Consider the following 17,310-nt stretch of genomic DNA (forward strand, 5'->3'; position numbering starts at 1 on the left):
AATAGAGTCCAACTTTATGGGGTCAGTTCATGATTGGATAAACTACATGGGGCTTTTTATCATTTAGCCTAATTACCCTTTCGACTACAAAGCACTTAAATCAACCAAACATAGTATTAGGAAGATAAAGCACAATCTGCGGGAAGATGATCAACAAAGCCACTGCTAAGATCATCATCAACCAGAAAGGCAGCACTCCTTTGAAAATGTCGCCTAACTCTACGTTCGGTGCGACCGATTTAACGATGAAGACATTAATCCCAACCGGAGGAGAAATTAAGCCCATTTCAAGAGTCAGAACCGTCAGCACACCAAACCAAATCGGATCTATCCCAAGTGACATAATGATAGGGAAGAAAATCGGCAAGGTCAGAACCAGCATGGCGAAGCCTTCAAGAAAGCAGCCCAGCACAAGATAAATTGCAAGAATAAGAATAAGAGTTCCCGTTACTCCCAACCCCAATCCAGACAACAATTCCCCTACCGCCGTGGGAATATGACTAAGCGCCATAAATGGGTTGATAAGGTGAGCAGCAATCAAAATTAACATCACTGTCGCCGTGGTAACAACCGCGTCCCTAGACGCATGCCAAAGGGCTTTTAATGATAAGGATCGCGTCACAAATCCGACTAAGATCACAACTCCTGCGCCAACGGCAGCTGCCTCAACAGGTGAAAATAATCCACCATAAATGCCACCAATCGTCAGAAGTATCACAGCTACAATCGGCCCAGCGCCTAGCAAGGCTTTGCCTTTATTACGCCAGCTTGTAGCGGGCCCAGCAGGCCCGAATTCTGGACGAAACCAACAAATTACCGTGATCACTAAAATGAATAATAGCAGCAACATAATCCCAGGCAGAACACCGGCTAAAAACAATCGCCCGATACTTTGCTCGGTGAGAATCGCGTAAATAACGAATCCCGTCGACGGTGGAATGAGTATCCCAAGTGTGCCACCAGCGGCAACCACGCCGGTAGATAGTCTTTTGTTATATTTGAAACGATCCATCTGTCCTAACGCAACCTTCCCCATGGTCAATGCAGATGCAACTGACGAACCAGACAGCGCCGCAAAGCCGCCACAACCAATCACCGTAGCCGAAGCCAATCCGCCACGTAACTGGCCTATGATGGCATAAGCGGCATCGTAGAGTTTCTGACTCATTCCGGTTATGGAGGCGACATTCCCCATCAGAATAAACAGCGGGATAACAACCAATTCAGGCGAGGAGGCTAAAGTGAAGGTTTCTGATGCCAGTAAACTTAATGCGGATCGGCTGCTATCAAGTATTGTAATACCCACAAATCCCACGGAAAACATGGCAAAAGCCACAGGAATACGCAGCACCAACAGACCGAACATGATCAAGATGCCAACAAAACCAATCATTGATGCGCTCATGCAGCGTCTCCTTTGTCCGTGTCTACTTTACGAATGTCACGACCTGACAAGGTTAATTCAACAGCACGTAATGCCATTCCAGCCGCTGTGATCAAAGCAAAGACAGAAAGGCCATTTTGGAACCACGCCTTGGGTATAAGTAAAAGATTGGTCGAAAGGTTCAACATAGTTGAAATCTTAGCGCTTTCATTTACCGCATAAGCTATGCCCACAAAGATGACAGCACCCAGTAACGCGGAAAAAACATCTATGAAGCGGTTAAGCACCGCCGAGTAGCTGCGTTCGAAAAGATCAACCGCGATATGGCCACCCTGACGGTCACACAGTGCCATTGCGCCAAAGAGCAGAATAACCATGGTCATAGTAACTATGTCCTGCGATCCATAAAGTGGTGATCCCATCGCACGACCAATGACATCCGCGAGAATAATGATCACCTCAAAGATTAGACCTAAGGCGCCCAAGGCGGCGGATAGGGAAATAATCCCATCCGCCAGTTTACGAATGATAGCAAGCATGGATTACTTGCCTTCCATTGCCGCAAGTGTCGCTGCGCCATTTACGCTTTTTACATAAGACTGAACCACACCAGAAACAGCTTTGGTAAACGCCGCTCTTTCATCATCGGTTAGGTTAGTTATGGTATTTGCACTATCGGCCCGAGCCACTTCAAGCGCTTCAGTAGCCGTTTTTAGCCAAGCATCTTCCGCACTTTTAGACAGCCCTGCACCACTTGCTGCGTCAACGGCAGCCTTTTCACTCGCACTTAATCCATCATAAACCCTGCGATTAAGTACCGTATAAAAGACAAGACGACCTAATGGCGCGCCCAGAGTGAGAGAATCAGCCACTTCGTCAAGTTTGAAGTCTTTTAGTGTTGATGCTCCTGTAATAACACCATCAATAAGGCCGGTTTGCATGGCATTATAGATCTGACTAGCTGGCATTTGCACAGGGGTTGCACCTAAGGCGCTCGCGACTTTTGCGGCAGTTGCGCCAGCAACACGAATTTTAAGCCCCGCCAAATCTGCTGGTGTGCGAATCACTTTATTACGCATGATGAAAATATTAGGCTCAGAGGTCCACAATGCTAATGGTTTAGTCCCCGGAAACTCACTACTCAAATGCTTATCATACGCACGCCATAGTGCTTCGTAACCAGGCATATCTTCAGGAATCGCACCAGGTAATTCAGCTATCATTGTTTTACCAAACTGTGACGAGGTGTAACCCGGTAAGCCCCAAGACATATCCGCTGCACCTTGCAAAACACGCACATATTGCTCGGCAGGCCCAGCGCCCAGCTCGCCGCCATGATATCCGCGAACAGTAAGAGAACCATTTGTGGCCGCCGACAGATCAGCATTTAACTTTTCAATCACCGATGCATTAATTGTGTGAAACGGCGGAGTGAAGCTGGCGAACTTCAATTCCTCTGCAAAAACTTGAGTGGATAATGCAATGGCCGCTGAAGTAGCAATAATGAATTTATTTAATTTCATCTCTGTTCTCCCAATGTTGCTTTAGTGCCTTACTTGAAGGCTTTGTTATTTTTGTTATGAAACTGACCGAATCAACGGACCGTCCTTTTTAAATAGAAACTCTACTCTTAATCATTTACCAAGTCTTTAAATGACTCTTTCCCTCGCGACTCTTTCCCCTGCGACTCCTTTTGCTATTTAACAGTTACTCTTTAACAGCTACCCTGTTTTGTCTGAAGTTCCTTTGTAGTGCAGTTCAATCGAACCCTGTCTTTTGGCTATTAACCACTCACCATTTACATTTTTAATTTCATCTATGAAACGACCAATAAAAATGTCCGCATTCGCCTGCACCATGCTTTCGATGCCTTCGGCTTTTTTATTCGCGGCAAACAGCACCACTCTCGATGTAACGGCGACAAAGCCTTCATCAATAATATTGGCTTCTATGTTCGTTAGTGCATGACAGGTTTCTTTTGCTGGACGCGAGGTAAAAGACTCAAGAATCGCGTCGCGTCCTTCAATTTTTAAGGTCGGTGCACTCGGGCGATACAGTTCGCCATCTTCGGCATAGCAATTTGCCAATTCTTGCCAACGCCCTTGATCTAGCAAATTAATCGAACGAGTTACCAGCTTTTGGCACTGCCACTCAATCAGCATATTTTCGATCGTTTGATTGCTCATAATCCCCTACTTTTTCTTTAACCATGAGTGCAGTGCCGCTGCGACATTTTCTGGATCTTCCGCCGGTGCCATGTGCCCAGCGTCGTCGATCACAACAAGCTCACTACCAATAATATGTTTTTGAATAGCCTGATGCTGAACTACTGGACTCCAAGTATCTTGCGAGCCGGAAAGCAGTAAAGTTGGCACCGATATCTGTGAAAGAAGCGCTTCGGCATCAGGGCGATTTATCAATGCATGAATCTGCTTTTCAAAATCTTCAACCGAGTAAGACTCGACCATTTTTGTCAAATCGGCCATCAAATTTGCGTTATTCAATCCCTTGGGAGACATCATGGGAATTAGCCATTGCGTTGCTAACACTGAAATGCCTCTCGTTCTCGCGGCTTCAATCAAGCGCATACGCCCCGGAATTTCTTTGTCTGACTTGGGATGAACACCTGTATTTAAAAGCGCTAGACGCGTTACCCGCTGCGGTGCAAGACGATATATTTCCAGTGCTACTCGTCCTCCCATAGAGTGACCCGCCAAGGCAAAGTCACCTTCAATACTGGATAACACAGACCGAGCCATGTCGGTCAGATCATCAAATCCTGCAAAACTAATAATTTCAACGTCGGCATCATTCTCTAATTGAGCTGCGACCTTCTGCCACATTCGTTGATCACATAGCAAACCAGCTAAACAAACTAATTTGGGTCTAGTTATACGCACATTCATTGTGATTTATTCTCCCTTTTTATCAACATTTTCGTATATCAGATGACCCAGCGCCGTATTAGAAACAGGCACATGGTAATGACGATGAATTTCGTTAACCTCATGATTCAGCGCACCACGCATGATTAACCACATCACCATTTCACTCCCTTCTGTTCCGGATTCTCGAATATATTCAACTTGAGAAATCGCCCCTAGCTTCTCATAGTCACTCTTTAAATCATCCAGAAAAGCGAGGTCCCACTCTTGGTTAATCAAGCCAGCACGCTCACCCAGCAATTGATGACTCATGCCACCTGTTCCCCAAACCTGAACATTTAGGTCTTCTGGAAATTGCTCTACTGCAGCTCGAATCGCTTTACCCAAAGCTAGGCAACGATCACCCGTTGGCGCAGGATAAACCACGGTATTGACGGCCAAGGGAATAACTTGGCAAGGCCACTCATCCACCTCCCCAAACACCATCGACAAAGGCACGGTGAGACCATGATCCACGTCCATTTCATTGACAATCGTCATGTCAAAGCCTTGCTTTATCAAAGACTCGGTAATGTGCCATGCCAGTTTCGGCGAGCCTTTTACCGTAGGGACAGGGCGTGCACCATAGCCTTCATCCGCTGGGTGGTATTCTTCCCCACAGCCAATCGCAAAAGTTGGAATAACTTTCATATCAAACGCTGTTGCGTGATCGTTATAGACCAAGATGACCACATCTGGTTTTTGCTCGCGAATCCACTTTTTAGTGAACTGATAACCATCAAATATTGGCGCCCACTTCTCATCGCCACTGTCACCCTTATCAATAATATGTCCCAGCAACGGAATATGAGAGGTACCTAATCCACAGGTGATTTTGGCCATTATTGCTTCTCCTCAGATGTGTTACTTACAACATAACGATTCCCTTCTGGCGAACGGCCACCACGGCGCATCATATCGATGTATTCATCAACGGATAAATTGGTCATAGTGGAAACGGCCGCAGCCACGCTTAGTCCATCGCTCGAACTGATTTTGACGAGGTAATAAATGTTGCCACCAAGGGCAATGAGTTGACTAAAATCGCGAGCAATCACGGCTTTTTTTTGCGCTTCCGTCATAGGCCACTTATCTAGATAAGCACGTTCATTTTGCTTAAACGCCGTTCGATTAGACTCTTGCATTAAGGACATACAAAATTGATTGAGGTGAAAGCCTATTCTGGCCATATCGCCGTCGAAAACGGTCGTGCCAGGAATATCACTGTAAGGCTTATTGTTATTATTCATTCGCGTCTTACCTTCGCTCGTTTCTTATCCTCACTAAAGAGGAATTAACTATTCAATTAAAGGTACACAGAAAAAACCAACCTTACATATGCACAATCAAAAATATGGCTTAAATTTTGGTTATATCATAAATTATAAATAACGAACTTTTACTCACCACGACTTCACGAAATGACTTTTTAAAAGGAAACCAAGGATGAGCAACCCTAATTCAAATTTTCCACTGACACTCAAACAATGCCGTGTTATCAGGGAAATAATGAAGAAAGGTACCGAAAAAGAAGCAAGCTCGTCGTTAAACCTAAGTCAATCCAGTGTCTCGCGTGCACTGTCACAAGCCGAACAAGCATTGCAGGTGGATATTTTTACCCGTGGCTGGAGTGGAGCTGAACCAACGTCTGCAGGTGAAGTGGTGATCTCGTCTTGTAATAGCATTTTACAAGCGATTTCAGATACAGAGCACCAATTGCAAAGTAACGTTACTACCTTACTAAAATTAAAAACCTACGTAGAATGGCGACATCTACTGATCATTGAAGCCGTCGTAAAAGTTGGCAGTGCCTCTGTTGCCGCGCAAACACTTGGCATGACACAACCAGCAGTCAGTAAAACATTAAAAGAAATCGAAAATATGGTGCAGCAGCCAATCTTCTTAAGAGCGCGCCGTGGTTTGATTCCACAAGCTGCCGCCAAACAACTGGCTTCGTTATTCCTAAGAATTTCACCAGTGGCTCAATCGCTACATCACAGTCTTCAATCACTGCCAAACGAGCTAACCGGCAGACTGTCCGTAGGCATGCTTTCGTTTTCCTGCCAAGATATTGTTCCCATTGCGTTTGCTTCTATATTTAAACAACACTCAGGGATTCGTCTACAAGCCATGCAAGGTCCTTATCACATGCTGGCAAATGCCCTACGACAAGGTGAGATCGATTGCTTTTTAGGCCTAATGAGAAAAGGTCCGCTTCATCCAGAGTTAATTGAACTGCCCTTATTAAAAGCCCAATACGCTTTGATTGCTCGTGCTGATCATCCGATTCACAACGAAGCAAAGACACTCAATGATCTGGTTAATGAACGCTGGATTGTAGCGCGTCACGGCACGCCTATTAGGGATTATTTCGAAAGTCTGTTCCATAGCATAGACAACAAACCACCCATCCAAGCACTGGAAATGTTGACCTTTGCCTCTTCTGAAGAGCTGGTTATCCACAGTGACGCCATCGCGCTGTTATTCTATGACGACTGGAATATAAACAAACTCAACCCTCGCCTAAAGCAAATCCCTATCTCACTCCCAAAACCTGAATGCACCATAGGGATAACACTGCATCGCGAACGACAATCCACCATTATTCAGACATTCATTGAAGAGTTAAAGTTAACGATTATAGACAAGCTAAAAACACAATAACCGATAACCGATAACCATGAGACCGCGAATAACAAAAAGCTCCATACCATCAGCATGGAGCTTTTTCATTTCTAATGATTTACCTATCTAAACACCTTAAAAAGGATAAGGCGTTGCAGCTTGCTTAATGGTCACCCATTGCCAATGAGTATAAAGATCCCAATCCGCAGGGCCACACACCGCGCTGCCATTGCCTGATGCGCCGCAACCACCAAATGGGTTAATGCATTCATCGTTGACGGTTTGATCATTGATATGCAGTAAGCCAACATGCAACTGAGCACCAATACGTTGTGCTCGAGAAAGATCGTTCGAAATCACCGCTCCAGCTAAACCATATTGTGTGTTGTTCGCCATAGCCACAGCTTCGTCATCGTGTTTAAAGGTAACAATATTAACCACTGGACCAAAGATTTCTTCATCAAAAGAACGCATTCCCGGCTTCACATTGCTCAATACTGTTGGCGTATAGAAAGGCCCTTCGTGCGTTCCGCCCGCTTCTAGCTTAGCGCCCGCCGCGATGGTGTCCTGAACAATCGCGTGAACTTTTTCAAGCTGGCGCTGATTAATCAGCGGCCCTAAAGCGACTTTTCCAGAAGCTGGATCACCGACGGGTAAATGCTTGGCTTTTTCGACGATTTTAGCCGTTAGCACTTCTGCGATGCTTTCTTGAACCAAGATACGACCAGACGCCATGCAAATTTGTCCTTGGTGGAAATACGCACCCCAAGCAATATTACTGGCAGCCACATCTAAATCGGCATCTTCCAAAATGATCAAGGAGCTTTTGCCACCTAACTCAAGAGACACTTTTTTCAAATTACGACCACAGGCTTCACCCACTTTTCGGCCTGCAGCAGTAGATCCAGTAAACGCCACCATACCGATCTCTGGCGCAGCACAAAGCGCTTCACCAGCTTCAACAGCACCCGGTAAGACTTGAAATACGCCTTTTGGCAAACCTGCGGCCTCCAAGGCAAGAGCAAGAATAAAACCGCCAGTGACAGGCGTTTGTGGATCTGGTTTGGTGACTACCGCATTACCTGTCGCCAAGGCTGGAGCAATAGATCGAATAGAGAGAATCATCGGAAAGTTAAAGGGAGAAATAACACCCGCAACACCAATAGCCTTACGTGTCGCGTAAGACATTTTTTCGGGGACAGAAGGCAACGTTAGACCATTTGGCTCCAACGTCATATTGGCAGCCAATTGCAGAATTAGAATGGCTTCTTTTACTTCGTGCTGGCCTTTAGGAATAATACCGCCGGTTTCACGGGCAATATACAAAGCCAGTTCGTCAAAGTTTTCTTGCATGAAAGCGGCGGCTTTATGAAACAATGTAGCCTTGTCTCTTGGTGGGACTTTTAACCATTCTTTTTGCGCTTCATTGGCTCGTTGACAAGCCAAATAAACTTCATCTGCTGTAGCAATACCGACTTCACTCAAAACCTTACCTGTCGCTGGCTCCATAACGTCTTGCTTGTTTGAAGCAGCAACCCAGTCACCCGTAAAAAACTTACCAGACCATTTTTTAGATTCAAGTACAGATACTGTCATGTGTATTCTCCTATTTATTTTTATTAGCCACTGAATTTCTACTAAGACAAATCAAGCCAAGTGGAAGTTCAGTATTTTGGTTATTCATACCATTCGTACACTACAGCAATAGCTATGCCGAAATAATACTTCAGCAAATTCCATCAAAATATAAAACGCAACATATTGATAAATAAAGGTTTGTAATTTTATCAATATCGATAATCCGATATTGCATTGTATAAATATCCAACAACAACTTGACGATATCGTTAAATACAATCAAAACTAGGAAAAAGCAGTTAACCATTTCATCAACTAGATGAAAGAGGAAAAATAATAATGACGAACTCTCATCGCATTTCTTTAGCAGACTTAGCTAAAAGCAATCAAAAAATCCTACTCAAAGGCAGCTCCCGTGAACTAGATGGCCAACATGCACCCACCGTAGAGGAGCTGACAGAATGTCTGTTTTTTTCGCCCGGTGATGGTCGCATTTGGTTAGACGATCAACGCATGTTACTGATCCACAGCTCGTCGTTTGGGCTGTTGCGTCGCGAGATGATTGATTCCCTTGGTCTCGAAAAATCGCGCGACATTCTTACTCGAACAGGTTATTTATCTGGCCTAAGAGACGCAGAGCTCATTCAAAAGCGCTGGCCAGACTCAGATCCAGCCTCCATTTTCACTGCTGGCACTCATCTTCATGGGCTAGAAGGTGTCGTCAAAGTGGAAACTATTCACTTTGAATTTGACACCGAAAAAGGTGCATATGATGGTGAATTTCTTTGGCATCACAGCAGTGAAGATGAAGAACACATTGCCGCTTACGGCATTGGTAGCTCACCCGCATGCTGGATGGAATTAGGTTACGCCATCGGTTATGTCTCTGGCTTAGTAGGATCTCTGGTCATTTTCAGAGAAATAGAATGTCAATCTATGGGGCATTCGGTCTGTCGGGTCATCGGTAAATCTGCCGAACTTTGGGATAATATCGAAGACGATATTCGCTTCCTTAACGTCACTTCTCAAAATGCTGAACTGGTTACTAAACCTTCCCCTAAACTCGACCTAATGGAACCAGAACTGTTAGACGATCAGCCAAAAATGATTGGAGTTTCCGCCGCTTTTACCGCTGCTAATCATTCATTACAAAAGGTCGCACCAACCAATGCTACAGTGCTATTCACTGGCGAATCTGGAGTAGGCAAGGAGCTTTTTGCCAGTATGCTGCATAAATTCAGTCGCCAAACTGGTCCTTTTGTCGCATTTAACTGTGCTGCGATTCCTGAAAATCTCATAGAAACTGAACTGTTTGGCGTCGAAAAAGGCGCCTATACAGGAGCAACGAGTAGCCGTCCCGGTCGCTTTGAAAGAGCCAATGGCGGTACACTATTCTTAGATGAAATTGGCACACTAAGCCTAGCAGGACAGAGTAAATTATTGCGTGTTTTACAAGAAAAAGAAGTAGAACGAGTCGGCGGTATTTCAGCTATTAAAGTCAATGTAAGAGTCGTCGCTGCAACCAATGTAGACCTACGTAAAGCCATTGAAAAAGGCGAATTCCGCGAAGATTTGTTCTTTCGTTTAAACGTCTTCCCAATACATCTACCTCCGCTAAGAGAGCGAAAAGCTGACATCCCATTGCTCATTAATCACTTCTACCATCACTTTTGCCAACTGCATCAAAAAGCACCATCTGGCATGACACAAACAGCGCGACGAGCGTTATTAAATTATGGTTTTCCGGGGAATATTCGTGAGTTACAAAATCTAATGGAGCGCGGCGTGATTGCATCAGAAGAAGGTGAACCGATTGATCTTCCACATTTGTTTAGAAACGAGTTTATTCCAGAAGAAATTATCTACTCAGTGAATCACCAAGGCACCTTAAGCCATGCCGATAGCAAAAAAGAAGCGACAGAATCGCTCTTGGAACACATCACTCAATTTGTCGGTGGAAAAAATCATTTTGATATTGAAGAGCTTGAACAAAGCTTATTACAAGAAGCCGTAGATAACGCCCAAGGCAATTTATCTGAAGCGGCAAGACGAGTTGGTCTAAGCAGACCACAATTGGCTTATCGTCTGAAGAAGAATAAGTAAAACAAAAAAGTGGTCATTTAAAAATCAGATAAGCCTGTGATACAGCACAATCACAGGCTTATCAGCTTCCGTCGATCTACCATATTCTGAATATTTAAAGATAAGTCGAAGCTAATCCACCATCAACAGGTATATTCACGCCACATACCCAACGGGAAGCATCGGAGCAAAGAAAAGCGATCACTTCTGCCACTTCATCCGAATAAGCAGGACGTAACATACGCTCGGCGTCTTTTTGAACTCGCTCTTCACCAAGCATAGATACAAAATCGCCTAAAATTGGCGTAAAAACAGGACCTGGAGCCACGCAATTCATACGTACGCCATGATCACGGAACCAAGTAAAAGCTTGCTGCGTTGACCAAACAATAAGAGCTTCTTTGAAATACTGATAACAGGTTTCTTGTGGAACTGGGTTCTTTTTCAGCCAAGCAGCACCTTCTTCAAAATAAGAGGTACCAGCCAATGCTTTATGCTGTTCAAGACGCTCTGGCCACTCGATACCTAACACAGAAGCCACATTGACAATACTGGCCCCTTGATTGAATCTAGGAATCAAAGCTTCACTTAAATGGCGCAACCCCAAATAATTCACGCGACCAACCAACTCGGCATCTGCAGTGCCTGGCACACCAGCGATATTACACAAGGCATCAATTTTTTCAGGCAAGGTATCAAGCGCCGTATCAATCGCCGTAGGATTACCTAAATCTATTTGTACAAAGCCATCCAGCGTCATACTTGGTTCATTGCGATCTACTCCGATAACACGCGCACCATGAAAGCGAGCTAATCGAGCAACATCAGCACCGATACCTGAAGACACACCGGTAACCACAATGGTTTTATTCACTAATGTCATCTTGTTTCCCCTTATTTTTTTTATGAAACGTAAGGCAAAGTAGAAAGACACCACTTTACCAGTCAGCTACAAGGAGAATTGCATGGAGTGTGCCCAAATCGAAAAAAAGCCACAATTTTATTTTATGAAAACGTCAAGGCATTGATATATTGACGTTTTTATCAAGAGTTAATCAGAACATAAATAAATAAATAAATAAGCCCAGTGCATAATAATGCACTCAGTTAATCAAATGATTAAATTATGAAAGTAGAGAAATAAAACGATTGATGATTTAAACAATGACTAAAAGCGAGACAATCACCCACGACTCAGTTTTAGCTTCTGCCGAATACGACTCAAAGCGACTGGCGTGATACCGATATAAGACGCAATTTGCTGCTGTGGAATAGAATCTTTTAACTCAGGATAAGCAGCACAAAAATCCAAATAGCGTCGTTCAGCGGAATGTTTTACAAAGGCATTTTCACGCTCCTCTTTGACGATAAAGATACGTTCAAGGAATTTAGCGTAACACTCTAAAAAGCCTATATCGTGGCGCATTTGGGCGTAAAAAGCTTGCCAAGTATAAGAAGACACCATACTGTCTTCCAAGGCTTGGATACCGAACAAAACTCGTGTCTCGGTCACCATTGCCTTGGTCGAACCAATGATTCTCGGGCTCTTCGCAAAAGTTTGTGTGAACTCTTTCCCCTCATCGGAAACACTCACATAACGCACCAATCCAGAATGTAAAAAATACAAACGATTCGCAAAATCATCTTGCTGAAACAGATAATCACCTTTGCGAATCACATGGACATCCATTGGTACCGTCAATCTTTGCCAATCAATATCGTAGCCTAATTCGTTAAAATACGCTTCGAAGCTATTTTGAAGTTGAGTTCGATCCATGGGCGAGCTTTACCTTGCTTAAATTGCCATCAATAAGAAACAGTGCGACGCCTAAAAATACAATGCCAGAAGCAAAAGGCCAATCGACCAAGCTTAATAAACGTGATTGAGTCAACGCGGTAAATAACGCAACCCAAACTGGTATTGTATAAGATATCGCAAGCAAGCGACTTGCCCCAACCGTCATGACCAAACGCTGCTGTAACACAAAGGTAAATAAGGTAGTAAACACCGTCAGATACAACACATTTATCCAGAAACCTTGCGACAACCATTGCACCTGATCAAGCTCTCCCCAAATCAACGCGATAGGCAGTAGCCAAAGCGTTCCAAACAACATAATCATGAAAGCACCGGATAATGCCCCTAACGAACGCCCCCATTTTTGTACCGACACTACATGCAAAGCCAATAAGAAACATGCCCCAACAAAAATATAATCGCCGGAATGCCACTGAAATCCGTCGTTGTCTTGTACAGAAAAACCTTGTGTAGAAAACAACACAGTCATCGCGCCGATTGAGCCAAGAACAAACCCAATGACTCGCCATAAAGGCGCGACTTCCTTGAGCCAAACTCTCGCTATCATCACACCAATTAAGGGAACAAGCGTATACAAAACAGAGGTATTCAACGGCGTTGTCGACTGCAACGCCACAAACAAACCAATAAAAAATCCCACTAATGCGCCGCTTATCACCACATAATGAAAAAGTCGCTGGCGAGAAGCGAACAACGCCTTAAACTGCTCGGTTTTATTCAACCTAGCCCGCTGCCAACTAAACAATAGCGCTGGCAACATAATTAACATCGCCAATAAAAAACGAAACGCTGAGGTAGCAACCGGACTGGCGTATTCCACCATATGACCCGATACGATAAAAGAAGACGCCATCAACCAAGCCCAAAGCAACAAGGTAAAAAATGAACTCATGACGTTATCCCGACTTTATCTTCGGTCAAAATAGGCACCAAAAAGCGAATAAAAAGGTGCTCAATCACAGCCGGTTCAAGAATGATATCAAACTCTGAGCTCAAAATATTCCCAAGGGACTCAGGGCTTTCAATCAACAGCTTTTGCTCACCTTGGCTGTCTCTAATAGTCAGCTCCGCATTCACCAAAGCGATCGTCTGGTCTTGCTTCTTCAAGGTCACCATTAGGTTCTTAAGAAACACCGCATTGGAGTTTTTATGAGAATAAAAATGCCCCAGCGCACAATCTGCATCGCTGTAAGTCGCATTATCAAAACGATAAAGGGTAAAATAGTCATCGCCCTTCACTACCTGTAAATCATATTCACCCTTACCTTTAGCGAGCATTCGATAACGGTCTAAACCAGCCACTTGCTGTGTGTTTATATCTAACCGCAATGGTGCAATCGGCCCGTTACCACCAAAACCAGTATCAACTAAATAGCTCACACCTTCTAGCGTTAACAAGGTCACACGATGCGTTCTGCCCGCTTCGCGCTCAAAATTGTTATTCAGTACTCTTGCCAACTTAAGCTGCACGTCATAACCCAAGGCTTTTAATAGCTCAAACGTTAGCTTGTTATGTTCAAAGCAATAACCGCCCAAACTACGAGTCACTATTTTCTGGCTGATCGCGTCAAGATCCAAAGAAATATCTTCACCCAACACCACCGCCAAGCTATTGAAACTATAACGAGCCACATGCTCAGCCTGCAGGGCTTGAACAAACTTAATATTTGGCTGCTCTGGTACAACCAAACCTAGGTCAGATAGATAATTTTGTAGACTGGATGATAACGGCATATTTCACTTCCTTAATAATCAACATACATGGAATACGACCAAGACTACTGCAAAAAAAAAGAGAAAGAATTAACCTAGGTTAACTCCTTCTCTTTTTTAGACATCAGGGATAAAATTAATGATCTTTACATGAAAGACATAGTTTATTTTTTAGCACTTTTATATCTGTAATAAAAAGGAAGCAGTATAGAAACTACAGATAGAAGAATAAAACCAAGACTAATAGGATGACTAAAAAATATAGTCCAATCACTATCGTACATTGCCATGCTTCGTCTAAAATTAGATTCAACCATATAGCCCAATATCATACCTAAGACAACAGGTGCAGAACTAAACCCATAACGATTCAAAAAGTAACCAAATATCCCAAAGAATAATAAAATCCAAGCCGATGTTAGAGAACCACTGATTCCATAAGCTCCTACGATACACATAACCAATATAAACGGCATAAGGAAAGATCGAGGAATTTGTAGAACTTTCACAAACAGTTTTATTCCAACTGCTTGAAAGCAAAACATAAAAATATTTGCAATTAGAAACGCAATAATAATTCCATAAGCGATATCAGCATGATCCTGAAACAATAATGGCCCAGGCTGTAATCCATGTATAAGAAGTCCGCCCATTAACACTGCGGCAGAAGCATCCCCAGGAATACCTAATGTCATCATTGGAATTAATGCACCGCCGGTCATACCATTATTAGCAGATTCACAAGCAACAATTCCTTCATTATGGCCTGTTTGAAATTTTTTCGGTGTCTTTGATTGTCTTTTGGCCACATCGTAAGCTAAAAAAGAAGCAATACTTCCTCCGGCCCCAGGAACAGCACCGACCAAAGAACCAATTACAGAACTAACAGACCAAACACGCCACAGACCAAAAGTTTCCTTAAAGCGAGGATAAGCATTATCCACTTTAATTTTTACTTCTGCGCCCTTAGCATTTCGACTTGAAACAATATCGCCAATAATTTGGGATAATGCAAACAAGCCTATTAGAGCAGGCATGAAGTCTACACCACCAATTAAATCGGGAATATCCGCGGTGAGTCTAACTATACCACTCAATGAATCAATCCCAATCAAGGAAATCAATACACCAATAAGGCCTGCAACCAATCCTTTCACAATTGATTGCCCTGAAACTGATGCAATAATAGTTAGACCAAAAATACCTAATGAAAAATACTCTACGGCACTGAATTCAAGAGCAGCTTTGGCAATAATAGGTGACAATAATGCAAAAACTAAAACACTAATTATTCCGCCAATAAAAGAAGCGACAACACATAGACCTAAAGCTCTTCCTGGCTCTCCTCTTTTTGACATTGGATAAGCATCCAGTGTGGTTGCAACAGAAGAGGGGGTACCAGGTATATTTAACAAAGCAGCAGGTATCGACCCTCCAGATATAGCACCACAATACATACCAAACAACATCCCCATACCACTGATAGGCTGCATACTAAATGTCAATGGCAATAAAAGAGCAATCCCCATAGTAGCTGTCAGGCCGGGTAAAGAACCAAAAATCAGCCCTAAAACAGTACCAGCAGCAATAGCAAGAAAAATGGTTGGTTCTAAAAAAGCGTCAAACGAATGAACAAATTGCATAAACATAATAATCCACCTTTAACTACGGCAAACTCATTTTAAAAAGAACCGAGAAGACAAAATAAATTGAAAGCGTCGCTATAAAAGAAAACAGAGCTGACACCAAATAAGATTTATAGTTAAAGCCTCCACTGTTTAAAAGGTAACTATTAAGCCGCTGAAATAAAAATAAGAAAATTATTGTCGAAGCAAAAAAACCTATTAGAGATAAGATAAATATATAAACAAAGATCAATAATAAAGTTCCAACTAATGCAAAAAACTCAGCACGACTAAAAAATAGCTTTTCACTTTTTTCTCTAAATTCTATAACAAACAAATAAGAAACAAGAAATAAGATCAAGACACAAATAACAATAGGAAGAAAAGCTGCCCCTGGATCATTTTCTACACCTATTCCTGAAGGAATATCCCAAGATAGTTTTAAGAAAAAACCGGCGCCAGCCATGAGAAAAAGATAAAAAACATGTTGTTCTTTCAAGTGAAACATATTGTCACCTAAATAGTTAAAATATGGTCAGGTGTCTAACATCCACCTGACCTTTTATACTTATTTTTTCAAGTTATGAGCCGTATTAATAAAAGACTCAGCTAACAGTGACATCCATTTGTCTAAATTTTCACCTGATTTTTGAAAATCAACTTGACCTCCCTGAGTAGCAATCAGCTGCTGAAATTTTTCATCTTTGACTGCATGCTCTAGGGCTTTATTCCAAGCCACTTTTACTTCATCACTCACTCCAGCAGGTGCTGCAATGCCTCGCCAATTGGTCAAATTTAAATCTATACCAGTTTCTTGTAACGTAGGAACATCTGGGTACTCGCTGAGACGCTTGCTACCCAAAGAAAGTAATGGTTTCAATTTTCCAGATTTAATACCAGAAGATAGATCACCTAGGTTCAACATTAATGCATCAATATGCCCTCCCATTGCAGCAACTACTGCCTTAGAAGAACCATCATGAGGGATTTGTTTAGCTTGATAACCTGCAACATTCGCTAGTATCTGACTAGCAACATGAGTTGATCCGCCATAACCAGAGAAACCAAATTTAATTTTATTTGGATGCTCTTCCATATCTTTTAATAAGTCATTCCAACTATTCCATGGGCCATCAGCACGAACGGCTACAATATAATCTTCCGTTAAGATATTGCCTAAATAATCAAAATCTTTGTACTTGTAAGTAGCATTCCCCATGCCCTCTGTAGCAAAAATTACATTATTAGGAATTGTCACGGTATAACCATCAGGCTTAGCATGTACTAGCTGAGTAAAACCTAGAATACCACCACCGCCAGGGACATTTTTCACGATAACGGTTTGACCTAGCGACTCTTCCAATGCAGGCTGTAGAGCCCTAGCCAAAACATCGGTACCGCCACCAGCACCATAAGGAATCAACATAGTAATGGTTTTTTCAGGATAAGCTGCGTATGAGCTCTGAGATAGAACAGCCCCAGCGAGAGTAAGAGAGAGCGAAAGTAACTTTATATGCTTTTTCATGCTTAATGCCTTTTATTTTGTTTGTTGGTCTTTGC

The 17,310-nt window shown here is 42.9% G+C and carries 17 protein-coding genes; 2 read left to right on the forward strand and 15 right to left on the reverse strand.

Annotation, left to right across the window (positions count from 1 at the left end; all coding sequences use genetic code 11):
* Nucleotides 1-100: 100 nt before the first annotated feature.
* The 7 genes from TY87_RS03900 to ligA form a co-directional block, all read right to left on the reverse strand.
* A complete protein-coding gene (locus TY87_RS03900; RefSeq protein WP_100186048.1) occupies nt 101-1,405 on the reverse strand; it encodes a TRAP transporter large permease in 1,305 nt (434 codons plus the stop codon).
* Nucleotides 1,402-1,923 (reverse strand): TRAP transporter small permease, encoded by a 522-nt coding sequence (locus TY87_RS03905; RefSeq protein ID WP_100186049.1) that lies wholly within the window; start codon nt 1,921-1,923, stop codon nt 1,402-1,404. The genes TY87_RS03900 and TY87_RS03905 overlap by 4 nt, the downstream gene beginning before the upstream one ends.
* Nucleotides 1,924-1,926: 3 nt before the next feature.
* Nucleotides 1,927-2,907 (reverse strand): TRAP transporter substrate-binding protein, encoded by a 981-nt coding sequence (locus TY87_RS03910; protein WP_011978343.1) that lies wholly within the window; start codon nt 2,905-2,907, stop codon nt 1,927-1,929.
* Between the two features lie 198 nt (nt 2,908-3,105).
* Nucleotides 3,106-3,570 (reverse strand): nuclear transport factor 2 family protein, encoded by a 465-nt coding sequence (locus TY87_RS03915; protein ID WP_100186050.1) that lies wholly within the window; start codon nt 3,568-3,570, stop codon nt 3,106-3,108.
* Nucleotides 3,571-3,576: 6 nt separating this feature from the next.
* A complete protein-coding gene (locus TY87_RS03920) occupies nt 3,577-4,290 on the reverse strand; it encodes an alpha/beta fold hydrolase (protein ID WP_100186051.1) in 714 nt (237 codons plus the stop codon).
* Nucleotides 4,291-4,296: 6 nt separating this feature from the next.
* Nucleotides 4,297-5,151 (reverse strand): class III extradiol dioxygenase subunit beta, encoded by an 855-nt coding sequence (locus tag TY87_RS03925; RefSeq protein ID WP_100186052.1) that lies wholly within the window; start codon nt 5,149-5,151, stop codon nt 4,297-4,299.
* Nucleotides 5,151-5,558, reverse strand: coding sequence for a protocatechuate 4,5-dioxygenase subunit alpha (gene ligA / locus TY87_RS03930; RefSeq protein WP_011978339.1), 408 nt, complete (start codon nt 5,556-5,558; stop codon nt 5,151-5,153). The genes TY87_RS03925 and ligA overlap by 1 nt, the downstream gene beginning before the upstream one ends.
* A 196-nt stretch (nt 5,559-5,754) precedes the next feature.
* On the opposite strand from ligA, the gene TY87_RS03935 reads away from it, so the two are divergent.
* Nucleotides 5,755-6,972: a LysR family transcriptional regulator gene (locus TY87_RS03935; protein WP_100186053.1), complete on the forward strand. Its 1,218-nt coding sequence runs from the start codon at nt 5,755-5,757 to the stop codon at nt 6,970-6,972.
* Between the two features lie 96 nt (nt 6,973-7,068).
* On the opposite strand, the gene TY87_RS03940 is transcribed toward TY87_RS03935, so the two are convergent.
* The gene (locus TY87_RS03940; RefSeq protein WP_100186054.1) at nt 7,069-8,529 is read right to left on the reverse strand and encodes a benzaldehyde dehydrogenase; all 1,461 of its coding nucleotides are present in this window, start codon (nt 8,527-8,529) and stop codon (nt 7,069-7,071) included.
* Between the two features lie 321 nt (nt 8,530-8,850).
* On the opposite strand from TY87_RS03940, the gene TY87_RS03945 reads away from it, so the two are divergent.
* Nucleotides 8,851-10,614: a sigma-54-dependent Fis family transcriptional regulator gene (locus TY87_RS03945; protein WP_100186055.1), complete on the forward strand. Its 1,764-nt coding sequence runs from the start codon at nt 8,851-8,853 to the stop codon at nt 10,612-10,614.
* Nucleotides 10,615-10,708: 94 nt separating this feature from the next.
* On the opposite strand, the gene TY87_RS03950 is transcribed toward TY87_RS03945, so the two are convergent.
* From TY87_RS03950 to TY87_RS03980, 7 genes are all read right to left on the reverse strand, one after another.
* The gene (locus TY87_RS03950; RefSeq protein WP_100186056.1) at nt 10,709-11,476 is read right to left on the reverse strand and encodes a coniferyl-alcohol dehydrogenase; all 768 of its coding nucleotides are present in this window, start codon (nt 11,474-11,476) and stop codon (nt 10,709-10,711) included.
* Nucleotides 11,477-11,776: 300 nt separating this feature from the next.
* Entirely contained in the window at nt 11,777-12,370 is a 594-nt protein-coding gene (locus tag TY87_RS03955) for a Crp/Fnr family transcriptional regulator (RefSeq protein ID WP_100186057.1), read from the reverse strand.
* Nucleotides 12,345-13,304 (reverse strand): DMT family transporter, encoded by a 960-nt coding sequence (locus TY87_RS03960; RefSeq protein ID WP_072838799.1) that lies wholly within the window; start codon nt 13,302-13,304, stop codon nt 12,345-12,347. Before TY87_RS03960 ends, TY87_RS03955 begins: the two co-directional genes overlap by 26 nt.
* On the reverse strand, nt 13,301-14,146 hold the full coding sequence (locus TY87_RS03965) for an arylamine N-acetyltransferase family protein (protein ID WP_100186058.1): 846 nt from the start codon (nt 14,144-14,146) through the stop codon (nt 13,301-13,303). Before TY87_RS03965 ends, TY87_RS03960 begins: the two co-directional genes overlap by 4 nt.
* A gap of 143 nt (nt 14,147-14,289) precedes the next feature.
* Nucleotides 14,290-15,774 (reverse strand): tripartite tricarboxylate transporter permease, encoded by a 1,485-nt coding sequence (locus TY87_RS03970; protein WP_100186059.1) that lies wholly within the window; start codon nt 15,772-15,774, stop codon nt 14,290-14,292.
* A gap of 16 nt (nt 15,775-15,790) precedes the next feature.
* Complete coding sequence (locus TY87_RS03975; protein ID WP_100186060.1) at nt 15,791-16,258, reverse strand: tripartite tricarboxylate transporter TctB family protein; 468 nt, start codon at nt 16,256-16,258, stop codon at nt 15,791-15,793.
* A gap of 60 nt (nt 16,259-16,318) precedes the next feature.
* The gene (locus TY87_RS03980) at nt 16,319-17,275 is read right to left on the reverse strand and encodes a tripartite tricarboxylate transporter substrate binding protein (protein WP_100186061.1); all 957 of its coding nucleotides are present in this window, start codon (nt 17,273-17,275) and stop codon (nt 16,319-16,321) included.
* Nucleotides 17,276-17,310 lie beyond the last annotated feature (35 nt).

It is taken from the genome of Marinomonas sp. BSi20584 (assembly GCF_002792415.1).
Classification (GTDB): domain Bacteria; phylum Pseudomonadota; class Gammaproteobacteria; order Pseudomonadales; family Marinomonadaceae; genus Marinomonas; species Marinomonas polaris.